Origin of the sequence: Streptomyces sp. A3M-1-3, assembly GCF_024213665.1 — a bacterium.
Classification (GTDB): Bacteria; Actinomycetota; Actinomycetes; order Streptomycetales; family Streptomycetaceae; genus Streptomyces.
Genome location: NZ_JANAVP010000018.1, coordinates 23,862 through 43,605, shown reverse-complemented (window position 1 = coordinate 43,605; position 19,744 = coordinate 23,862). Strand labels below are relative to the sequence as shown.

10 protein-coding genes are annotated in these 19,744 nt (G+C 68.4%); 5 read left to right on the top strand and 5 right to left on the bottom strand.

Translation table 11 applies throughout. From position 1 onward, the window contains the following. Window positions 1-2: 2 nt before the first annotated feature. The 3 genes from NLX86_RS21010 to NLX86_RS21000 all read right to left on the bottom strand — a co-directional run bounded on the left by NLX86_RS21010 (window position 3) and on the right by NLX86_RS21000 (window position 4,306). Window positions 3-1,748 carry an LCP family protein gene (locus NLX86_RS21010; protein WP_254373286.1) on the bottom strand — a complete coding sequence of 582 codons (1,746 nt, stop codon included), beginning with the start codon at window positions 1,746-1,748 and terminating at the stop codon, window positions 3-5. 187 nt (window positions 1,749-1,935) lie between these two features. Then, window positions 1,936-3,396: an LCP family protein gene (locus NLX86_RS21005; RefSeq protein WP_254373285.1), complete on the bottom strand. Its 1,461-nt coding sequence runs from the start codon at window positions 3,394-3,396 to the stop codon at window positions 1,936-1,938. A 157-nt stretch (window positions 3,397-3,553) separates the two neighbouring features. Continuing rightward, window positions 3,554-4,306: a TIGR03089 family protein gene (locus NLX86_RS21000; RefSeq protein WP_254373284.1), complete on the bottom strand. Its 753-nt coding sequence runs from the start codon at window positions 4,304-4,306 to the stop codon at window positions 3,554-3,556. 128 nt (window positions 4,307-4,434) lie between these two features. Here NLX86_RS21000 and NLX86_RS20995 point away from each other — a divergent pair, with 128 nt between their 5' ends. The 3 genes from NLX86_RS20995 to NLX86_RS20985 all read left to right on the top strand — a co-directional run bounded on the left by NLX86_RS20995 (window position 4,435) and on the right by NLX86_RS20985 (window position 7,897). Further along, window positions 4,435-5,706, top strand: a complete 1,272-nt coding sequence (locus NLX86_RS20995) for an N-acetylmuramoyl-L-alanine amidase (protein ID WP_254373283.1) — start codon at window positions 4,435-4,437, stop codon at window positions 5,704-5,706. A gap of 66 nt (window positions 5,707-5,772) precedes the next feature. Beyond that, the gene (locus NLX86_RS20990; protein ID WP_254373282.1) at window positions 5,773-6,873 is read left to right on the top strand and encodes an NDP-sugar synthase; all 1,101 of its coding nucleotides are present in this window, start codon (window positions 5,773-5,775) and stop codon (window positions 6,871-6,873) included. A 10-nt stretch (window positions 6,874-6,883) separates the two neighbouring features. Further along, window positions 6,884-7,897, top strand: coding sequence for a DNA-3-methyladenine glycosylase 2 family protein (locus tag NLX86_RS20985; RefSeq protein ID WP_254373281.1), 1,014 nt, complete (start codon window positions 6,884-6,886; stop codon window positions 7,895-7,897). Window positions 7,898-7,978: 81 nt separating this feature from the next. Here the strand turns inward: NLX86_RS20985 and NLX86_RS20980 are convergent, their stop codons facing one another. Both NLX86_RS20980 and NLX86_RS34795 read right to left on the bottom strand, forming a co-directional pair. Beyond that, on the bottom strand, window positions 7,979-10,711 hold the full coding sequence (locus tag NLX86_RS20980; protein ID WP_308409622.1) for a DNRLRE domain-containing protein: 2,733 nt from the start codon (window positions 10,709-10,711) through the stop codon (window positions 7,979-7,981). After that, the gene (locus NLX86_RS34795; RefSeq protein WP_308409621.1) at window positions 10,666-11,472 is read right to left on the bottom strand and encodes a hypothetical protein; all 807 of its coding nucleotides are present in this window, start codon (window positions 11,470-11,472) and stop codon (window positions 10,666-10,668) included. Before NLX86_RS34795 ends, NLX86_RS20980 begins: the two co-directional genes overlap by 46 nt. A 591-nt stretch (window positions 11,473-12,063) precedes the next feature. On the opposite strand from NLX86_RS34795, the gene NLX86_RS20975 reads away from it, so the two are divergent. Together NLX86_RS20975 and NLX86_RS20970 are read left to right on the top strand one after the other, a co-directional pair. Next, window positions 12,064-19,275, top strand: coding sequence for a polymorphic toxin-type HINT domain-containing protein (locus tag NLX86_RS20975; protein WP_254373280.1), 7,212 nt, complete (start codon window positions 12,064-12,066; stop codon window positions 19,273-19,275). Further along, complete coding sequence (locus NLX86_RS20970) at window positions 19,244-19,732, top strand: hypothetical protein (RefSeq protein ID WP_254373279.1); 489 nt, start codon at window positions 19,244-19,246, stop codon at window positions 19,730-19,732. The genes NLX86_RS20975 and NLX86_RS20970 overlap by 32 nt, the downstream gene beginning before the upstream one ends. Window positions 19,733-19,744: the final 12 nt, after the last annotated feature.

Genomic DNA, 19,744 nt, shown 5'->3' with positions numbered 1-19,744 from the left:
CATCACTTGGAGCACACCGCCTTGTCGGCCTGGACCTGCTGAATGTCCTTCGGTGCCTTCGTCGGACCGCTGAGCGGGATTCCCGCGCCCTCGAAGTCCTCGCCCAGCGTGAGTGTCATGGGCGTCGTCGCCGCGACATCCGTCGTGGCCTGCTTCATGGCCGAGGCGGGCAGGCCCATCATGTCGGCGAGCGCGCGGGCCTGGTCGGCCTGGTTCGGTGCGTACTCGAGTGTCGTCTTCGTCAGCTTCGCGGGCGCGTTGCCGAGGTTGCTGGACTTCGGTACGCCCTGTTCGTTCTGGAGCCAGGTGAGGGTCGTCTGCGCGGAGCCCGCCGGGCCGCCGCCGTTGTACACATCCACCCGTACGTCGGAGGGCTCGGCCCGCTCGCCCTTGAGCAGCGCTTCCTGCTTGCTCTTGGCCGCCTTCTCCTTCTTCTTCACCTCGGTCAGGGAGGTGTCGGAACGCATCATCGCGAAGAGCGGATCGGCCTTGCTCTCGTTGACCACGACCGTCGCCTTGACCGTCTCGGCCGGGTTGTCGATCACGGGCAGCGTGGTGAAGGTGATGTTCTTCGGGTTGACCTTGGCCAGCTCCCCGGCCAGCCCGGCCAGCTCCTTGATGCCCCCTATGGAGTCGTCGACCGTCAGCGCCTTGGTGCCGGCTTCCGCCAGATCCATCAGCTTGGTGGGGCTCGTGAGAGTGTCCTCGGACTTCATCTTGCGGATCAGCGAGCTCAGGAACTGCTGCTGGGTCTGGATCCGGTCGAGGTCGCTCTCGTTGCCGAAGCTGTGCCGGGTGCGTACGAACGCGAGGGCCTGCTCGCCCTCGATCGTGTGCGTGCCCTTGGTCAGCTTCAGCTTCGAGTCCTTGTCGTTGACGTCCTTGGCGACACAGACCTCGACCCCGCCGACCGCGGTGGTCAGCGTCTTGATGGCGTTGAAGTCGGCCATCATGAAGTTGTCGACGGTGAGTCCGGTGAGCTCCCTGACCGTACGCATCGTGCAGCCCGGGTCCCGGCCGGACTGGCCGAGGCTGGTGTTGAAGCGGACACCCTGCTGGCCGGGGATCACCTTCTGGCTGCCGTCCTCCTGCTGAGTCGGGCAGTCCGGGATGTCGGTGATCAGGTCGCGGGGGATGGAGACCGCGGTCGCGTTCGTCCGGTCCTTGGAGACGTGGAACAGGATCGTGGTGTCGGCGTGGCCGGGGCTGTTTTTGTCGCCGTAGCCCTCGTTGCCGCTGCCGGTCCGCTTGTCCGTGCCGATGAGCAGGATGTTGACGGCCTGGTCCTTCTTGAAGCCGCCGCTGCCCGCGCTGCCGACCCCGATCGTGTTGATGTTGCCGTCGAGGTACTTGTAGTAGGCGTACAGCCCCACCGAGCCGCCCACCAGTACGAACGCCATGGCGCCGCCCGTGATCAGCAGCGCCTTCTTCCTGCGTGACTTCTCCGGCTTCCGCTTACGGCCGCGCCGGCCTCCCGGCGGCGGTTCTTCACCACGGCGCGGCCCCGGCACTTTGCGCCGGGGCGTCGTGGTGGTCCTGCCGTGAGTGGCCGTCTCCCGGGTCTCTCCGGTGCCCGATCCGGAGGTCGTTCTCCCGGAGGGGGCGGCGGGGGCTCTGCGGGGGCGCGAGACGGACGGCTGCCCTACGGAGCGGTCCAGTCGCAGTTCGTAGTTGCCGGTGTCGGGGTTGAGTACCCACTGGTCTGCGGGATCGATTTCGTCCGCCCGCCCACGGCCTTGCGCATCCACGGTTGCTTGAGTCCTCCGTCGGTGCCACGCGAAACGCCTCCCCCCAGGCGCTCGGTCTTACGATCCGGCGGTGCGCGGCCTTCAGGGCCGGGTTCACCGGATCGCTCACACTATCCGCCCAGTTCAGCGCCTAGCCATGCTGGTGACAAATTCCACTCCCCTACAAGCGGGCAATCCGCCCAATCCGCTACCGACACGTACCGGCCGCCGCCGTAGTGCCCGTGAACGTCGGCGCCGGGCTGGGTGAAGGGGTGGCCTCGCCGCTCGGCTTCTTCGCGAATTCGCCGTCCTCCTCGCCCTCTTCCTCCGAGCTGGACGAGGCCACATTCAGCGGCCGGTCCATACGCAGATACTCGAAGAGGCGGGTCGCCTCCGGCTCGTTGAGTTCGTCCCGGTTAACGTCGTAACGGTATGTTTGGCGGGGAACAGTCAGGAACTGCACCTTTTCGGTGGGGATGTCGCGCATGCCGCGTACGAGTCCGTACAGATCCCGCAGGCTGTTCAGCCCGGGATCGGTCGTGATCGACGAGGTCGCCGCGTCGAGCACCGGATAGAGCTTGGTCGGATTGAGCAGTACGCCATTGCTCTGCACCTTCCTGACGAGCGAGCCGAGGAACTGCTGCTGGCGGTCCATCCGTTCGGTGTCGCTGCCGTCGCCGATGCTCTTGCGCGCGCGGACGAACCCCAGCGCCTGCTCGCCGCGCAGGGTGTGCCGGCCGGCGGCCAGCTTGAGATGGGCGTCCTTGTCGTTGATCGGTTCCTTGAGACAGACCTCGACGCCGTCGACCGCGTCGACCATCTTCTTGAAGCCGCGGAAGTCGATCACCATGTGGTGGTCGATCCGGATGCCGGTGAGCATCTCGACCGTACGGATGGTGCAGGCCGCACCGCCGTACTCGAACGCCCAGTTGAACTGCGCGAACTGCTCCTTGGAACGGGTCCCGTCCTGCTGCCGGCAACTGGGGATCTCCACCATCAGGTCGCGTGGGACCGAGACGGCCGTGGCGCTGCTCCGGTTGGCGGCGAGGTGCAGCAGGATCGTCGTGTCCGAACGCTGGGTGCCCGCGTCCGTGCCGTACTTCCCGTTGCCCTGGCCGGCGCGGGTGTCGGAGCCGATGAGCAGGATGTTCTGAGCGCCCCGCACGGTGAGCGGGGGCCGCTCCTTCTCGTACGCCTCCAACTCGGCGGCGGCGGTGGTGTCGGTGGTGATGTTGCCGTTGAGCTTGCGGTACAGCCACCAGGCGGCGCCGGCCCCGCCGAGGACGACGAGCGCGGTGGCGAGGGCGGCCCAACGCAACAGGCGGCGCCTGCGGTTGGCCGACGCCGAAGGGACTTCGTCGGCAGGGTCGTCGTCGGGGTCGTCGTCGTCCGGGACATCGCCGTCGTCGTCGGCGGGGTGAGCGTCGGCCAGGTCGTCGTCAGCGTCGGCATCCGCATCGGCGACGGCGTCGGCATCGGCCAGATCGTCGGCCGGCGCGTCATCGCCCGCGTCATCGCCCGCGTCATCGTCCGCTTCGGCGTGCGCTTCGTCGTCCGTCTCGTCGTACGCGGGCCCGTCCGGGTCAGGCGTTCCGGTCGGCGGCTCGTCCTCGGCCGGGTTCTCCCGTTCGGGGGGCGTGCCTGCGCTCTCGGTCACGTCTGCATCCATCCCTCACGGAGTCGGCGGCGCACCGGCCGCCTGGTTGCACGGGTAGACGGCCGAAAGTCGCGGTTGGGTGTGCGTACCGTCGATCATGTACTGGTAGTGCCGCTCAAGCCCGGACCCCCGGCAGCCGGTGCGCCCAGAAGGGTGGACTTGTGGAGCACTAGAGCACGGTGCCGGTGACCCGCTCCGTCTCGATGCGCTTCTCGAGCCCGCCCTCCGGCAGTTGGCCGAGGTTGCGGCACAGGACGACCGAGCCGCCGGCCGCGAGCGGTGCGAACAGGCCGGCCGACAGCCCCTCCCAGCTGTCGTACGCCAGCCCCGACAGCAGCCGTGAGCCGGGTTCGAGACCCTGGGCCGCCGCGTCCGCGCGCGCCGTCTCGACCACCTGTACGGAGGTGAGTTGCTCGCCCCGTACGGACAGTGCCACCGCCTCCGGGTCGACCGGGGCGTACGGCGCGAAGCGGTCGCCCTGGCCCGGTACCTCGACCGCGTAGTCCATGAAGCCGGCCGGCGACTGCGGGAAGCGGCCGCCCAGGGGGCGCAGAGCCAGCGCCACACGCTCCCCGCCGCAGGCGCGCGCCTCCTCCAGCGTGTCGGGTCCGCTGACGACCAGGTCGGCCTGCGCCGGGAAGCCGCCCACGTCCGCGACCACGCCCACCGACGAACAGGCGAGCAGCCAGACCGCGGACTGCCAGTGCGCGGGCAGCAGCAGCGCCAGTCGGTCACCCGGCTCCGCGCCCAGGTCTCCCTGCAGCAGATTGGCGGTCTTGGCCACCCAATTGGCGAAGGTGGCCACGGACAGTTCGACGCGCTCGCCCGTGGCGTCGTCGTAGAAGGTGACGAGCGGGCGGGCCGGATCCGCGGCGAGCGCGGATCGCAGCAGGTCGGCGGGGGTGCGATCAGTGGCGTTCACCCGCGCAAGGGTACGCGGGCGGCGCCGCGCCCGGTCGGCCGTACGGGCGAGTGGCGGGGTGCGTCGGGCCGATGGGCCGTCAACTCTCCGATGGACAGGTTTGTCTGATTATGTACAACATCGGATGTATGCGTGGATTTCTTGCTTCCTCGATCGGCGTCGCGTGTACGGCCGCACTGGCGCTCCCGCTTGCCGCCCTGCCCCCCGACACCGTGGCCGCGACCCCGGCGGCCCCCGCCGAGGCGGCGGTGCCCGGCTCCACCCAGTCCCTGCCACTGGCCCCGCTCGGTGACTCCGGGGACAGGACCGCGGGTGTCCCCGGCCCGGCGAGAGCGGGCCTGCCGGCGCGCGATGTACGGACGTTCTCGCTGGTCGGGGTCGTCTGGGACGACGCCGACGCGGAACTGCACGGCAGCGTCCAGGTGCGCACCAGGGCCACCGGAACCACCGACTGGTCCGGCTGGCAGGACCTGGAGACGCACAACCAGGACCACTCGGCCGATCCGGAGACGGACGAGCACACCTCGGGCCGGGTGCGTGGCAGCACGGCCCCGCTGTGGGTCGGCGACTCCGACGGTGTGGAGGTGCGCGTCCAGGCGAACGCCGACCGCAGCACCGCAGCCGTCCGCCTCCCCTCGGGGATGCGCATCGAACTCGTCGACCCGGGCGACGACCCGCAGAACACCCCGCTCGCGCCGCTGGGCGCCCGCGAGATCCAGGCACTGAGCAAGGGGGAGTCGGAGGCCGACGCGGTCATCGCGACCGACGGCGCCGCCGGGCCGGCGGTGGCCCCGTACATCGGACCCCGCCCGCGCATCGTCACGCGCAAGGGCTGGGGCGCCGACGAGAAGCTCCGGGAAACCGGCTTCGTGTACACCAAGACGGTGAAGGCGGCCTTCGTGCACCACAGCGCGTCGGGCAACAACTACCAGTGCTCGCAGGCTTCCTCGGTCCTTCGCAGTATCTACCGCTACCACGTCAGGAGCAATGGCTGGCGCGACTTCGGCTACAACTTCGCCGTCGACAAGTGCGGAAACATCTACGAAGGGCGAGCGGGCGGCGTAGCCAAGCCGGTCCTCGGTGCGCACACGCTCGGTTTCAACAGCAACAGCATGGGCATCGCCGTCCTCGGCAGCTTCGGCAACTCGGCCCCGCCCAAGGCGGCCGTGGACGCCGTAGCGCGCCTAACCGCCTGGAAGCTCGGCCTGTACGGAGCCAACCCGCTCGGCCGGACGACCCTCACGTCGGGCGGCGGGAACCTCTATAAAAAGGGCCGGAAAGTCAGACTCAACGTCATCTCCGGGCACCGGGACGGATTCGCCACCGAATGCCCCGGTGCCCGCCTCTACAGCAAGCTCGGCAGCGCCCGGACCACGTCGGCCCAGTATCAGGGCCGATGACCGGAATGGTTTGCATACACTGGCCGCCCACCGGGCAGGCCCCAGCAGGAAGAAGAGGCACCCACGTTGACTGAAGCGCCTGTAGCGCCAGAAGCGATCCTCCTGGTCGGCGGCAAAGGCACCCGGCTGCGCCCGCTCACGGTGAACACCCCGAAACCGATGGTCCCGGCGGCCGGTGTGCCCTTTCTCACCCACCAACTGGCGCGCGCACGGGCGGCGGGCGTCGAGCACATCGTGCTCGCCACCTCCTATCTGGCGGAGGTCTTCGAACCGCACTTCGGTGACGGCGCCTCACTCGGGCTGCACCTCGAGTACGTCACCGAGGACGAGCCGCTGGGCACCGGCGGCGCCATCCGCAACGTCGCCTCCCGGCTGCACTCCGGACCCGACGACCCGGTCCTGATCTTCAACGGCGACATCCTCACCGGCCTCGACATCCGCGCGCTCGTCTCCACCCACCGGTCCTCGGCGGCCGATGTCTCCCTCCACCTGACCCGGGTCGAGGACCCCCGCGCCTTCGGCCTGGTGCCGACGGACTCCAGCGGCCGGGTCACTGCGTTCCTGGAGAAGCCGCAGACCCCGGAGGAGATCGTCACCGACCAGATCAACGCGGGCGCGTACGTCTTCCGCCGCTCCCTCATCGACGCCATCCCGGCCGGCCGGCCGGTCTCCGTCGAGCGTGAGACCTTCCCCGGCCTGCTCGACTCGGGCGCCCACCTCCAGGGCATGGTCGACTCCACGTACTGGCTGGACCTCGGCACCCCGCAGGCATTCGTCCGCGGCTCCGCCGACCTGGTCATGGGCCGCGCCCCGTCGCCGGCCGTCCCCGGCCGGTGCGGCGACCAGCTCGTCCTGGACACCGCGCTCGTCGCACCGGACGCCAAGCTCACCGGCGGTACGGTCATCGGCGCCGGCGCGGAGATCGGCGCCGGCGTACGGATCGACGGCAGTACGGTCCTGGCCGGCGCGGTCGTCGAACCGGGCGCGGTGATCTCCGGCTCGCTGATCGGGGCAGGCGCCCGCATCGGAGCCCGTACGGTCCTGTCCGGCGCGGTCATCGGCGACGGTGCGGTGGTGGGGGCGGACAACGAGCTCCGCGACGGCGTCCGCATCTGGTGCGACGCCGTTCTCCCCGCGGGTGCGGTGCGGTTCTCCTCCGACCAGTAGCCTCTTCAGGGTGGCAGGACGCTTCGTACCCCAGCAGCGTGTGACCCGCTCCGGAGTCCGGGGCGGGCACGTCGCCGTGCCCACGGGCGCTGTCCCGGCACCCGCGCGGCCGGCCGCCGCCCTCTCCCGGCGCTGGACCCCGCCGGGCCCCCTCGACCTCGGGCTGGTCCTCGGCCCGCTGCGGCGAGGACCGGGCGACCCCACGTTCCGTACGACGCCGGACGGCTCGGTCTGGCGGGCGAGCCGTACCCCCGCCGGCCCGGGCACGATCCGGGTCGCGGCCGGGGACGGGGCCGTGGCCGCGCAGGCCTGGGGCCCGGGCGCGCAGTGGCTGCTGGACGGGCTGCCCGCCCTGCTGGGCGAGGCGGACGACCCGTCGGAGTTCGCCCCGCGGCACCTCCTGGTCGCCGAGTCGCACCGCCGCCGCCCCGGCCTGCGGCTGTGCCGCACCGGCCTGGTCCTGGAATCCCTGATCCCCTCGATCCTGGAACAGAAGGTCACCACGGACGAGGCGTACCGCGCCTGGCGCCTGCTGGTCCGCCAGTACGGCGATCCCGCCCCCGGCCCCGCGCCCGAGCGGATGTACGCGATGCCGGACGCCCGCACCTGGGCGCTGATCCCCTCCTGGGAGTGGCACCGCGCGGGCGTGGACCACAAGCGCTCCGCGACGATCATGCGCGCGGTCCGGGTCGCCCGGCGCCTGGAGGAGGCCGCGGCCATGACCCCCGAGGCGGCGGCCGCCCGGCTGGAACTGATCCCCGGCATCGGACCGTGGACCTCGGCCGAGACGGTCCAGCGCTCCAACGGCGCCCCCGACACGGTCACGGTCGGCGACCTGCACCTCCCGGGCATCGTCGGCCACGCCCTGGCCGGCGACCGGGACGCGGACGACGAGATGATGCTGGAACTGCTCGCCCCGTACGCGGGCCAACGCCACCGCGCGGCCCGGCTGATCCTGCTGAGCGGCCGTACTCCGGCCCGCCGGAAGCCGAAGATGCCGCGCTGGGACATCGCGAGGCTGTGACCGCGACGGCACGCGGCGACGACTGAGGGGCCCGACCGGTTGGCGGTTCGGTCGGGCCCCTCAGCCGTGGCATCAACGGCGTCAGCCGATGGTCATCTTGCTCTTCCAGCCGACCCCGTCGCTGTTGCTGACGATCTCGGTGCCGGAGCCCGAGAGCGCGGTCCGGCTTCCGGCGTAGATACGGACCGCCCCGTCCTGCCGCAGCGTCCAGATGTCCGGGATGCCGTCGCCGTTGGCGTCGGGGGTACCGAACAGGATCCGCAGGTTGGTGGAGCCCCAGCCGGAGACCCCGTACTCGGTGTCGACACCGCCGGCCGAGTTCACCGCCGCCGCCAGTGAGTTGAGGTCCGTGCCGGTACCCGAGGCCGCCTTCTTGCCGGTGCGCAGCAGCAACCGGCCGTTGACATCGGTCCGGTACACCAGGTCGGTGACGCCGTCACCGGTGATGTCCTGCACGGTCACGATGTCGCGCTCCGTCCACGGGGAGCTGGACAGCTGGACGGCCTGCTCGATGGAGGCGCCGTTGTACCCGACGAGTACCCAGAAGGCGTCGCCGACCGTGAGGAAGAAATCGGTCTTGCCGTCGCCCGTGGCGTCTCCGGCGGAGACGATCTGGGTGATGGTGTCCGGCGCCGGAGCATTGGACGGCAGCAGGATCTGCTGGCGTTTGTCGATGTTGACCGCCCCGTAGCCGTCACCCGGGTACACCCACAGTTTGCCTTCGCGGCCGGCGACGAGGTCCTGCAGACCATCGCCTCCGTATATGTCGCCCAGGTGGGTGATCAGGGTGTTCTTCCAGTAGCCGGACGGCGCGGCTACATAGGGCGGAAGCCCGTCGTCGCCGTTCGGGTCCTTGGCCGGGTTGCCCCGGTAGGCGCCCGACATCGAGTAGTCGAGGTCTCCGGTGCCCTTCACCAGATCGGTCGTCGACTCGGACGGGTACAGCCGCAGATTGCCGTTGCCGTCCACGACCATCAGGTCGGGCAGCTTGTCACCGGTGAAGTCGCCAGGGGTGTCGGCCTGGTCCCGGGGGGTGACGTAGAAGAAGTACTTCAGGGGTTCGGAGACGTGGCCCGCATCGTCCACCGCACGCACATAGAGGACGTTGGGTCCGGCCAGCGGCGGCTTGACGTTGGACGCCGTGGTCAGCGTCGTGACGGCTGAGCCGTTCGTACGCGCGACCGAGAACGGGTAGGTGGCGGAGTTGAAGCCGTACTCGAACTTCACGACATCGGTCTGGGACGCCTTGAAGGTGAAGGAGCCCGCGGTACCGAACTTCACCGTGCTCCACTTGGAGTCCTCGGTGTCGTTGTAGAAGCCGTTGTCCTTCGCGTCGGCGTCCGGGAACTGCGTCGAGGTGGCCTTCGGCGCGGTCGGCCTCGAGTTGTCGAAGACGAACCGGCACGGCGTCTTGGTGTGCGAGTACGAGGACGTCGCACCGAACTTGTCCACGGCCTTGGCACGCCACGAGTAGGTGGTGCCGTTCACCAGCTTGAGGCCGCCGGTGACATTGCCGGTCGGAATTGAGCCGGTGTTGACGCGGGCCGATGAGCTCTGGCTGCCCACGGACACCTTGCCCTTCGCCCCGAGCAGATTTCCGCTTCCCGAGGTGGGCCACAGCTCGAAGTAGACATGGGCGAGGTTGCTGTCCTTGTCGCTGCTGCTCGCCCAGAAGGTGACCGAGGACGCGCCCACGTTGATGTACGGAGCCGTGGTGTCACAGCTCTGGTCGGGGTCGAGGTCCAGACTCGAGGGAGCGGCCGGCGCACGGTTGTACGACAGGTCGACGTACGGGTCGTTGCCGCCGTCCGCCTGGAACTTCTTCCAGGAGTACTGCGAGCCCTCGTCGGATGCCTTGAAGCCGATGGTCATGGACTTCCAGCCACCGTCGACGGCGCGCTTGGCCGTGGGCTTGATGTCGAACCTGACGTATTCGTCGGGGCAGGACGAGGCCTTCCAGCCGTGGGCGAAGCTGGCGCCGCCGATCTTGTTGCTGTCGGTCATGCTCGGCGCGTTCTTCCACGTTGTCTTGGAGCTGATCGGGCCGGTGAGGTGCACCGTCATGCTGCGCTTGCTGCACGACCACGAGTAGGTTTCCAGGGCGACCAGCTTTGCGCTGTGCACCGTCGCGCCCTTGAGGTCCGGGTCCCAGTCGATGCTGAAGAAGGAGCGGGAGGTGCCCCAGGTGTCGGACTCGAAGCCGACTCGCGCCTCATGAGTACCGCCCTTGTTGAATCCCTTGCCGTTGTAGAAGTTGGCGTCCTTGTGGCGGCTGTAGGCCGTCGTCCAGTCGTTGGTGTGCTTGCTGATCGACGGGTCGATGAAGACCGGGTAGACCGTCGACGGGTCGGTCAGGAACTCCTGGTCGGGAGTGAGCAGCCAGTTGGCGCCGGACAGATCGGTCCCCACGAGCGTGCCGTGGGAGTCCGGCTGCGGGCCGTTGAGCGCAGGCAGCGAAAGCGTGGCCGCGGCCCCGGTCTGCGAGGGCTCGGGAGTGGGCTCGGCGGGGACGGGCGGAGTCGAGCCCTCGATCGCGTCGACGACGGACGGGTCGCCAGCCTCGTCGCTCGCCGCGGGCAGGACCTCGTCGAAGGGGTCGTCGTGGTCACCGTCCTGCATCGAGTCCGTGGGCTCGGGAGTTGCCGAGCCGGAGTCCTCGGGCTCCGGGGCGGGAGCGGAGCCGGACGGAATGACCTCGGGCACGGTCGGGGACGCGGAGGTGCCGGCACCGCCGTCGGTCATCGCGGGGGTTCCCGCGCTGTCCCACATCAGAGGCGTGGGGGAGACCGCCACGTCCATGCCGCCGGGGTCCACGGCGCTGAGGATGCGGTGACCGGGTCGAGACTGAAGCTGAGGTCGGGGGAGGAGAGCCCGTACGAGAGCTGGGCCACGCGCGGGTCGGCGGCCGCCTGACGGTTCTTCACCACCAGGAGCTGGGCGAAGCCGCCGTCGTCGGCGGTCAGCACCAGGTCCGCGCCCGGGAGGATCTCGGGGTAGAGCGCGCGCGAGCCGTCGATGACCGGCGTCGGTATGGGGCCCGGCCACGTAAGGACGATGTCGTGACCCCCGGTGGTCAGGGTGACCAGAGCATTTCCGGCCGGTCCCTCGGACTTCAGCAGCGACACCCTGCGGACCTCGCTGCGGGACGCACGCCCGGAGCCGGACGCGGCCGACGATTTCGCGCCGGCGGAGAAGACCATCCGGACGTTGGTCGCCTTGGGCGCCCAGCCGCCGTCGGCCCGGGTGAGGGTGGCGTCGATGGCCTTCCAGGTCCCGTCCACCTTCGCGCGGATGGGGCTGGCATGTATGCGCCGCTGCATCATTCCGTCGGCGCGTGCCCACGTGGAGGAGTACGCGGTACGCATGGCCGTCGCCTCCACCGGCGCACCCGTGCGCGCGGCCTGCACGGAGGCGTCGGCCTCGCTCAGGGGAGCGCGGGCCGTTGCCTTGGCGGAATCCCGCTGCTCCGTCGGGCCGTTCAATCCGGCGTACGTGAGGCCTGAGGCCAAGACGACTGCCACCGCGGCCGCCGCGAGTGACCGGCGTCCGGGCATGCGGCGCCATCTGCTCGTCATGAGCGAGGTTCCCTTCCCCCCTCGAAACCGGATTGCGGCAGACCGCGACCGGGCTCCAACTGGTCACGGGGAGCGCTGAGAACAGAGCCCGGGCGTGACGGATACGAGCAGATCATGACCCACCGGGGAACTGGCGTCACGTCCCACGCGTCTGTAGAGGAGCCGGGCGCGGAAGTCAGCGGTGCCACTGGCAGGGCCCGGCGGCTGTTCGGCGAATGCGCCGGCGGGGACGGAGCGGAGCTCAAACACACGGATTAGGCCGCCGACAGGGCAAAACGGCAGGCCACTTCACGTCGTCTGGTGCCGCAGCATGGGGAATGCGTCGAGAGTTCCGTTCTCCCCGCTGATGATGTATTGGATTTCAATATCATAATTCCGCCTCCACTGTGGTGAATTCGCCCCATAAATGGCTGCGATCATCACCACATGATCACTTCTGGGCTGGTCTTTCTTCACAGAGGCCCCACACAATCGCCCGGTCTGATGTGGCTTCACCTTGGGTTCGCCCAGAGCCGCTCCTTGTCGTCCGGGGGGACCTCACCCGTGCCTGCCTTTGTTTCCGCGCGCCGTCGGCGCATTCGCTCCGCCGTAGTGCCGGTTGTCAGCGCCGCACTGCTCGTTGCGCTCCTTCCGGTGCAGGCGCTGGCACTGCCACCGGACCCGGCCAAGGACGAGGTCCCGCGCGAGGAACTCGTCCTGGAGGAGCTGCCCGACGAGCGGGAGGTGAGTGGCGGGGACCACGACGCCGACCTGGAGCGCATCGAGGCCGAGGCGCCCGAGAACCAGAACGAGGCTCCGGCCGGTACGGCCACCCAGCCTGCGGCGGATACCGGTTCCGTCACGTTCGGCACCCCCGTGCAGCCCGCAGCATTGACCACCGGCGCGGCCTCGGCCGATCCCGCCGCGTACGAGCCGGTCGAGGATCTGCCGGTGAAGCTGGGCCAGGCCCCGGGCGGTGCGATGCCCACCGGCACCTGGACGGTGGACATCGCGGCTCCGACGGCTGCCGTGTCCGACGGCGTCGACGGCGCGGTCGTCACCGTGACCGCGCCTGTCACCGGCTCGGTGCCCATCTCCGTCCAGCTCGGCTACCAGGCGTACCAGAACCTCTACGGCGCGGACTGGTCCTCCCGCCTGAAGTTCGTGCAGTTCCCCGAGTGCTACCTGGCCACCCCGGATCTTGAGGAGTGCCAGGCGTACGAGGAACTGGAGACGGTCAACGACGCGAAGACGAAGACGATCACGGCGACGGTCGACACCGCCGCCGACGGCACGGTCGCCCCGGTCTCGGCCCAGCGGTCCGCGAAGCCGGGCTCCGGCGTCATGCAGGCCACGTACGTCCAGCCGGCCGCGGCCGGCGGTGACAGGGCCGTCGTCGGTGCGGTCGACTCGGGTGCGGGTGAAGGGGGTTCCTTCAAGGCGACCCCGCTCATCTCCAATGGCCATTGGTCGGCCGGCAGCTCCTCGGGCGCCTTCACATGGTCGTACCCGGTCGCGGTGCCGCCGGTCGCGGCAGGCCCCGCGCCTCGGATCTCTCTCGACTACAACTCCCAGGCAGTGGACGGCAGGACGGCCTCCTCCTCACCGCAGTCCTCCTGGGTCGGCGAGGGCTGGGACTACGACCCCGGCCACATCGAGCGTCGTTACCGCACGTGCCAGGACGACCGCGAGGCCACGGACGCCGGCCCCCCCAACAATCCGGGGAAGAAGGACAAGACGGGAGACCTGTGCTGGGTCTCCTACAACGCCGTGATGTCCCTCGGCGGGAAGACCACCGAGCTGGTACGCGTCGACGCTGACACCTACCGGCCGCAGAGCGACGACGGCACGCGCGTCGAGCTCAAGACCGGCGGTGACAACGGCGACAACAACGGTGAGCACTGGATCGTCACGACGCCCGACGGCACGAAGTACTACTACGGCCTGAACAAGATCGGGGACGGTCACGCCGACACGAAATCGGTGTTCACCGTTCCGGTCTTCGGCAACCACCCCGGCGAGCCGTGCTACGCCTCCACCTTCGCAGCCTCCCGCTGCAACAACGACACCAACAAGCAGCAGGCGTGGCAATGGGGCCTGGACAAGGTCGTCGACGTCCACGGCAACGCGATGATCGTCAACTGGCACCAGTCGACGAACTACTACGCGGTCAACGAGAAGTACAAGACGCCCGAGAAGTACATCCGTGGCGGTCTGCCCGACCTCATCGAGTACGGCCTGCGTGACGACAACCTCGGCGGCACCCCCTCCGCGAAGATCGACTTCGTGCTGCAACAGCGCTGTCTGCAGAGTGCCGCGGCCTGCGAGTCGGCAAAGTTCGACATCACAGACGACCCGGCCTCCTACCGGCCGTGGTGGGACAGCCCCGGCAACCTCAACTGCAAGTCGACCTCCAAGCTGTGCCCGTCCTTCCCGTCCTTCTGGAACCGGATGCGCCTTGGCGGTATCACCACCTACGCCCACCGCCCCGGTGGCACCGCGCCGGCCAAGGTCGACACGTACCTGCTCAACCACGCCTTCCCGCGTGACTGGTACAACACCTCGCCCGGCCTCTGGCTGAACTCCATCACCCGCTACGGCTTCACGCCCGGCGCGACCAGCGGCACGCTGATGTCCGAGGCCGGGGTGAGCTTCCACCCGTACGTCGTCGACCCCAGCCACCCGCTGGGCAGCTACCTGAAGGACAAGCAGCTCCCGAACCTCGTCCCGAGGAACAGTTCCGACCCTCGTCCGGGCTTCACCCGGCCGCGCATCGGTGCCGTCTCCACCGAGCACGGCGGCGACATCGAGGTGATCTACAAGGGTGGCTGCAAGGTCCAGCCCACCGTCGCACCCGAGAACAACCACGGCACCTGCTACCCCGTCCGCTGGTCGCCGGACGGCGAGGTGGAGAAGCCGGCGCTGGCATGGTTCAACAAGTACGTCGTCCACGCAGTGACCGAGACCGACAAGATCACCGGCGTTTCGAAGACCGTCACCACCCAGTACGACTACGCCAATGCCGCCTGGGCCAAGGGCGACGACGAGTTCACCAAGCCCGAACTGCGCACGCACAACGAGTGGCGTGGCTACCAGAAGGTCACGACACGCAAGGGCGCCAAGAACTCGACTCCGACCGCGAGTACGCCGCAGGCCCAGTCGTACGCCGTCACCCGCTACTTTCGCGGTGCGGGCGGACCCGTCAAGGACTCAACAGGCACGATCACGCTCGTCGAGGACGACGATGAGCAGTACGCGGGTATGGTCGCCGAGACCATCACCCACGCCGGCGCGGGTGGCCGTGAGCTCAAGCGGACCCTCAACTTTCCCTGGTCCAAGCAGACCGCGTCGCGCGAGCGCGCGGGCGGAGTCGGACCGCTGCTCGCGCACCGCTCCGGAATGAAGCGCTCCGACGCGATTCAGAACGTCGGCAGCAGCTGGCAGGCGATCCGCACGGAAGCCGAGGTCGACACCGTCTACGGCCTGCCCATCCAGGTGCAGACCGCGGTGGTCAAGCCCAACGGCACCGGTGAGACGCTCAGCAATTACACCTGCGCCAAGACGCAGTACGTGCACAACACCTCCGCCAACCTCATCGGCCTGCCGAAGGAGGCGCGGACCACGGCCACTTCCTGTGCCGACTACGACTCCGCCGTCGTCGTGACGTACCTGCTCAACGCCACCCGCACGTCGTACGACGGCCTGGCGCACGGAGCGACACCGGTGAAGGGACTGGTGACGGCGACTGCCGACACCAACGCCACCGGATCGGCCTACTCCGTCGTCACCAGTATGACCTACGACCCGCTGGGGCGCCTGCGCACGGTGGAGAGGCCGGTCGTCGGCACCACCGAGACCCGGTACACGCCGGGCGACGCCGGAGGCCCGGTCACCTCCATCACCACGATCAACCCCAAGGGCCACACCAACGTCACGTCGTTCGACCCCGGGCGCGGCCTGCCGCTGACCGTCACCGACACCAACGGACGGGTGGCCCGTAACGAGTACGACGCCTTCGGCCGACTGGTCAAGGGCTGGTCCCCGGCGCGCTCCTCCGGCACGCAGGAGCCGGACGTGAAGATCTCGTACCAGCTGGCGAACGCCGAGCCGACGGTGACCAGGCCGTCCGCGGTGACCCTTGAGACCATCAAGGACGACGGCACCTACGCCAAGCAGGTCACCATCTACGACGGCCTGATGCGCGCGGTCCAGACCCAGTCGGAGGCGCACGGCCCCGGCCGGATCATCACGGACACCCGTTACGACGACCATGGCCTGGTCAGCGAGCAGACCGGGGGGTACCTGGCCAAGGGCGAGCCGCAGCCCGTCCAGTTCAAGCGGGTCTCCGACACGCTCGTCCCGAGCCTGACCCGCACGCGGTTCGACGGGCTCGAGCGCCCGGTCCGTGTGGCGACCTACCACGGCGGGGAGTTCGCGTACGACGCTGCGAGGACGTACGGCGACACGAACACGTCCGTCCGTCCGCCGGGAGCGACGTACCCGAGGGTGAACACCTGGACCGATGCTCTTGGCCGGGTGACCAAGATTGACCACAACGCAGGCGCCTCGTCGCCCCAGTGGCGTACGACGACCTACGGCTACGACACGCGGGGCAACCGGGACAAGGTCACCGACCCGGCGGGCAATGTCTGGTCCTACACGTTCGACACCCGTCGGAGACTCACCGAGTCCACAGATCCGGACACCGGCACCGTCTCGGCCTTCTACGACGATGCCGACCGAATGGTCAGGACCAGCGACGTACGGGGCTCGGTCTACACGACGTACGACGAGCTGAACCGCATCACCGGGGTCCGCGAGGGCACGGCGACAGCCCCGCTCGCCAAGGAGTTCACCTACGACACCCTGCCGGGTGCCGCGGGCCTGCCCGTCGCCTCGATCCGCCACGACGCGAGCGGCGACTACATCAACCGGGTCACCGGGTACGACACGGGCTACCGGCCGACCGGCAGCCAGACGGTGATCCCCGCGAACGCCATGACGACCGGCGTCTCGGGCACCTACACCTACACGCACACCTACACGCCGACCGGCAAGCCGCTGACGACGACGCTGCCGGCCAAGGGCGGGCTGGCCGCCGAGAAGGTCATCACCCGCTACAACGGGGACGGGCTGCCCGAGTCCACCTCCGGAGCCAGCTGGTACACCACGGATGCAACGTACTCGGCGTACGGCGAGCCGCTGCGTACGGTGAGCGGGCCGCAGCCCTACCGCGTGTGGACGACCAACTTCGTCAACGAGCACACGGGGCAGCTGCAGCGCACAGTCGTGGACCGCGAGACCGCCAACTCGCACCGGATCAACGACGACTACTACTCGTACGACCTCGCGGGGAACATCACCTCGCAGGCACGCAGGCTCACCGACGGCGCTGTGTCCACCTGGGACAACCAGTGCTACACCTACGACGCGATGAACGAGCTCGTCCACGCCTGGACGTCGAACATCACGCCGACGAAGGCGGGCGTCGGCTGCAAGAGCGCGGACGGTACGGCCTGGGGCAACCGCACGGACGGAGCGCCGTCGCGCGGGCCCATCGCCAACGCACCGGACACCGTCTCGGACACCGAGACCCCGGACGCCGCGCTGACCAGCTCACTGAACGGAGCGGCTCCGGCCTCCGGAACCGTCTCGGGCGGCTCGACGGGCTACTGGGACAGCTACACCTTCGACGTCATCGGCAACCGCAAGGGGCTGGTCAAGCACAACCCCGCCGATGCGACGAAGGACATCAAACTCACCTACGGCTACGGAACCACGGTGCCGGCCAACGGCGCCCTGCCGTCCTACAAGACGCAGCCGCACGCGCTCGCCTATGTTTCGTCCACACCGGCCGGCAGCGGCAGCGTCTACGAGTACGACACGGCGGGCAACACAAAGCTGCGCGACCTGCCGAACACCACCCAGAACCTGAAGTGGACCAGGGAGAACAAGCTCGACACGATCACCGACGACGGTGTCACGACGAAGTACGTCTACGACGCCGAAGGCAACCGCGTCCTGGAGAACTCCCCTTCGGGCAGCGTGCTCTACCTGGGTGAGACCGAACTGACCACGGCCGCGGGCCAGATCAAGCAGGCCACCCGCGCCTACACCCAGGACGGCGCCCCCACGGTCATCCGCTCGGCGTCCAATGGCGCGACCACGGGCCACAAGCTGACCGTGCTGCTCACCGACCACCTCGGTACGGCCACCACCACGGTGGAACAGACGTCGGGCCAGCCGGTGTTGCGCCGCGCGTTCAAGCCCTACGGCGACGTCCGCGGCACCAAGCCGGCGAGCTGGCCCAACAAGCGCTCGTACCTCGGCAACGGCATCGACGACCCCTCGGGCCTCACGCACATCGGCGCTCGCGAGTACGACCAAGCAGCCGGTCGCTTCATCTCCGTGGACCCGATCATCGACATCGCGGATCCGCTCCAGATGAACGGCTACGCCTACAGCAACAACAACCCCACCAGCTCGTCCGACCCGTCAGGCCTGTTCTGCGACGGCTGCGGCTCGGACCCCGGCACGGTGTGGACCCCGGACAACGGCCCCGGGTGCACCACCGAGGGGTGCTACGACCGCGACGGCGACAAGATCTACGACGTCAGCAGCACCCCCAGCCCCACCCCCTCTCCCCAGCAGCCGAACGTCACGGTCACTCAGACCGCGGACGGGCGCGTCTGGATCGAGAACATACAGGTGCCGACGGCACAGGAACTGGCCGTGCAATACGCGCAGTTCGACAGCGCCGAGGAGCGACTCAAGCGGTGGGCGCAAGGAAAGTGCCACAAGCCGTCGGATCAGGGAAGCGCGTTCTGCCAGTCCTCAGAGGCGATGGGCCTGGTGTCCTACGAACAGAGCGCCTTCGACAAGGTGGTGACGGCGGTCATCGTCGGCGTCGTCGCTCCGGACATCGAGGCCTGGAAGGGATGCCTCGGCCAAGGAAAGATGTCGAGCTGCGGCGCAGCCGCGCTGGACCTCCCGTGGGCCAAGGTCCTCAAGGGCTTCAAGGTGGTTGGCAAGGTCGCCGAGACATGCGGCAACAGCTTCACCGCGGGCGCCCTTGTTCTCATGGCGGACGGTTCAACGACGCGCATTGAGGAGATCAAGCCGGGCGACAAGGTCGTGGCGACCGATCCGGACACCGGAAAGACGCGGATCGAGAAAGTAACGGCCGTTCATGAGAGTGAGGGCCAGAAGAACCTCGTCCGCGTCTCGATTGACACGGATGGCGACCGCGGCAAAGCGACTGCGAAGGTAACGGCGACGGAGGGCCACCCGTTCTGGGTCCCGGAACTCGGCGAGTGGCTCGACGCCACGGACCTCATCTCGGGCCAGTGGCTCCGCACCAGTGCAGGAACGCTTGTCCAGATCACCGCAGTCGAACGCTGGACTCAGAAGGCAGCCGTCTACAACCTGACGGTCAGCAACATCCACACGTACTATGTGCTGGCGGGCGAGACTCCGGTCCTGGTTCACAACAGCAACTGTGATCTCCCTGAGGGCTACACCTCTTCTCCCGCATTGAAGGGTGACCCGTATCATCCTGATTCGGTGGCCGCGCGCAGTGCGCAGAACCGAGAGCTTTACGCGGGTACGCTAAAGGATCGGGCGGGAGCCCTGGGGTACGGCAGGAGAATTGCTCCCCAAAAGGCGCCGTTCAACTCGCACGGGCAGGACGTATTTTTCAACGGCAAGAACTACATCACTCCCGATGTCGATGGGCACAACGTGTCTGGGGGCTGGAAAGTATTCAGCCGTCGAGGCGACAGGATTGGCACCTATGATGCAGATCTCAACTACCTCAAGAACTGACGCCTTCTCTATCGAGGTTGCATCGGATCGACCCCCGGCTGCCTTGCTCCATCAAGAAGCGGGGGCAACTGGCAGAATCACTGTTGGCGACTTCGCCGAGTCGTTCTACATGGATCTCTCCTACTGGAGCATCGATGAGTATGAACGTAGTTGGCGCGATTCGATTCAGGTGATTTTCGATGGGGAGGAAAGAGACTCCTGTCTCATTGCGTCGATCACCAATCCGGAAGCGAGTAATTTCATCTTCTGCTGGCCCCTTTATAGGCGAGGGGAAGATGTAATTATCCAGAACTCGATCATCTTCCTGGATGAGCTGGAGAGGGATTTCGACCCGCTTGAGCCGTGGTCTTCCGTTAGGTCACGACTCACTGTCGATGAAGACGGAAATTCCATCTCTGAATGGCGGACCAGCGTCTCGGCAGTTCGTGACTTCCTGGGTGGGAACCAAGGTCCGTAGTCGTTCAACTCG

Excerpts from the sequence above, each read along its gene's own strand:
- NLX86_RS21005 (WP_254373285.1), bottom strand. The coding sequence starts at position 3,396 with ATGGATGCAGACGTGACCGAGAGCGCAGGCACGCCCCCCGAACGGGAG.
- NLX86_RS20995 (WP_254373283.1), top strand. The coding sequence starts at position 4,435 with ATGCGTGGATTTCTTGCTTCCTCGATCGGCGTCGCGTGTACGGCCGCA.
- NLX86_RS34795 (WP_308409621.1), bottom strand. The coding sequence starts at position 11,472 with ATGACGAGCAGATGGCGCCGCATGCCCGGACGCCGGTCACTCGCGGCG.
- NLX86_RS20970 (WP_254373279.1), top strand. The coding sequence starts at position 19,244 with ATGATGCAGATCTCAACTACCTCAAGAACTGACGCCTTCTCTATCGAG.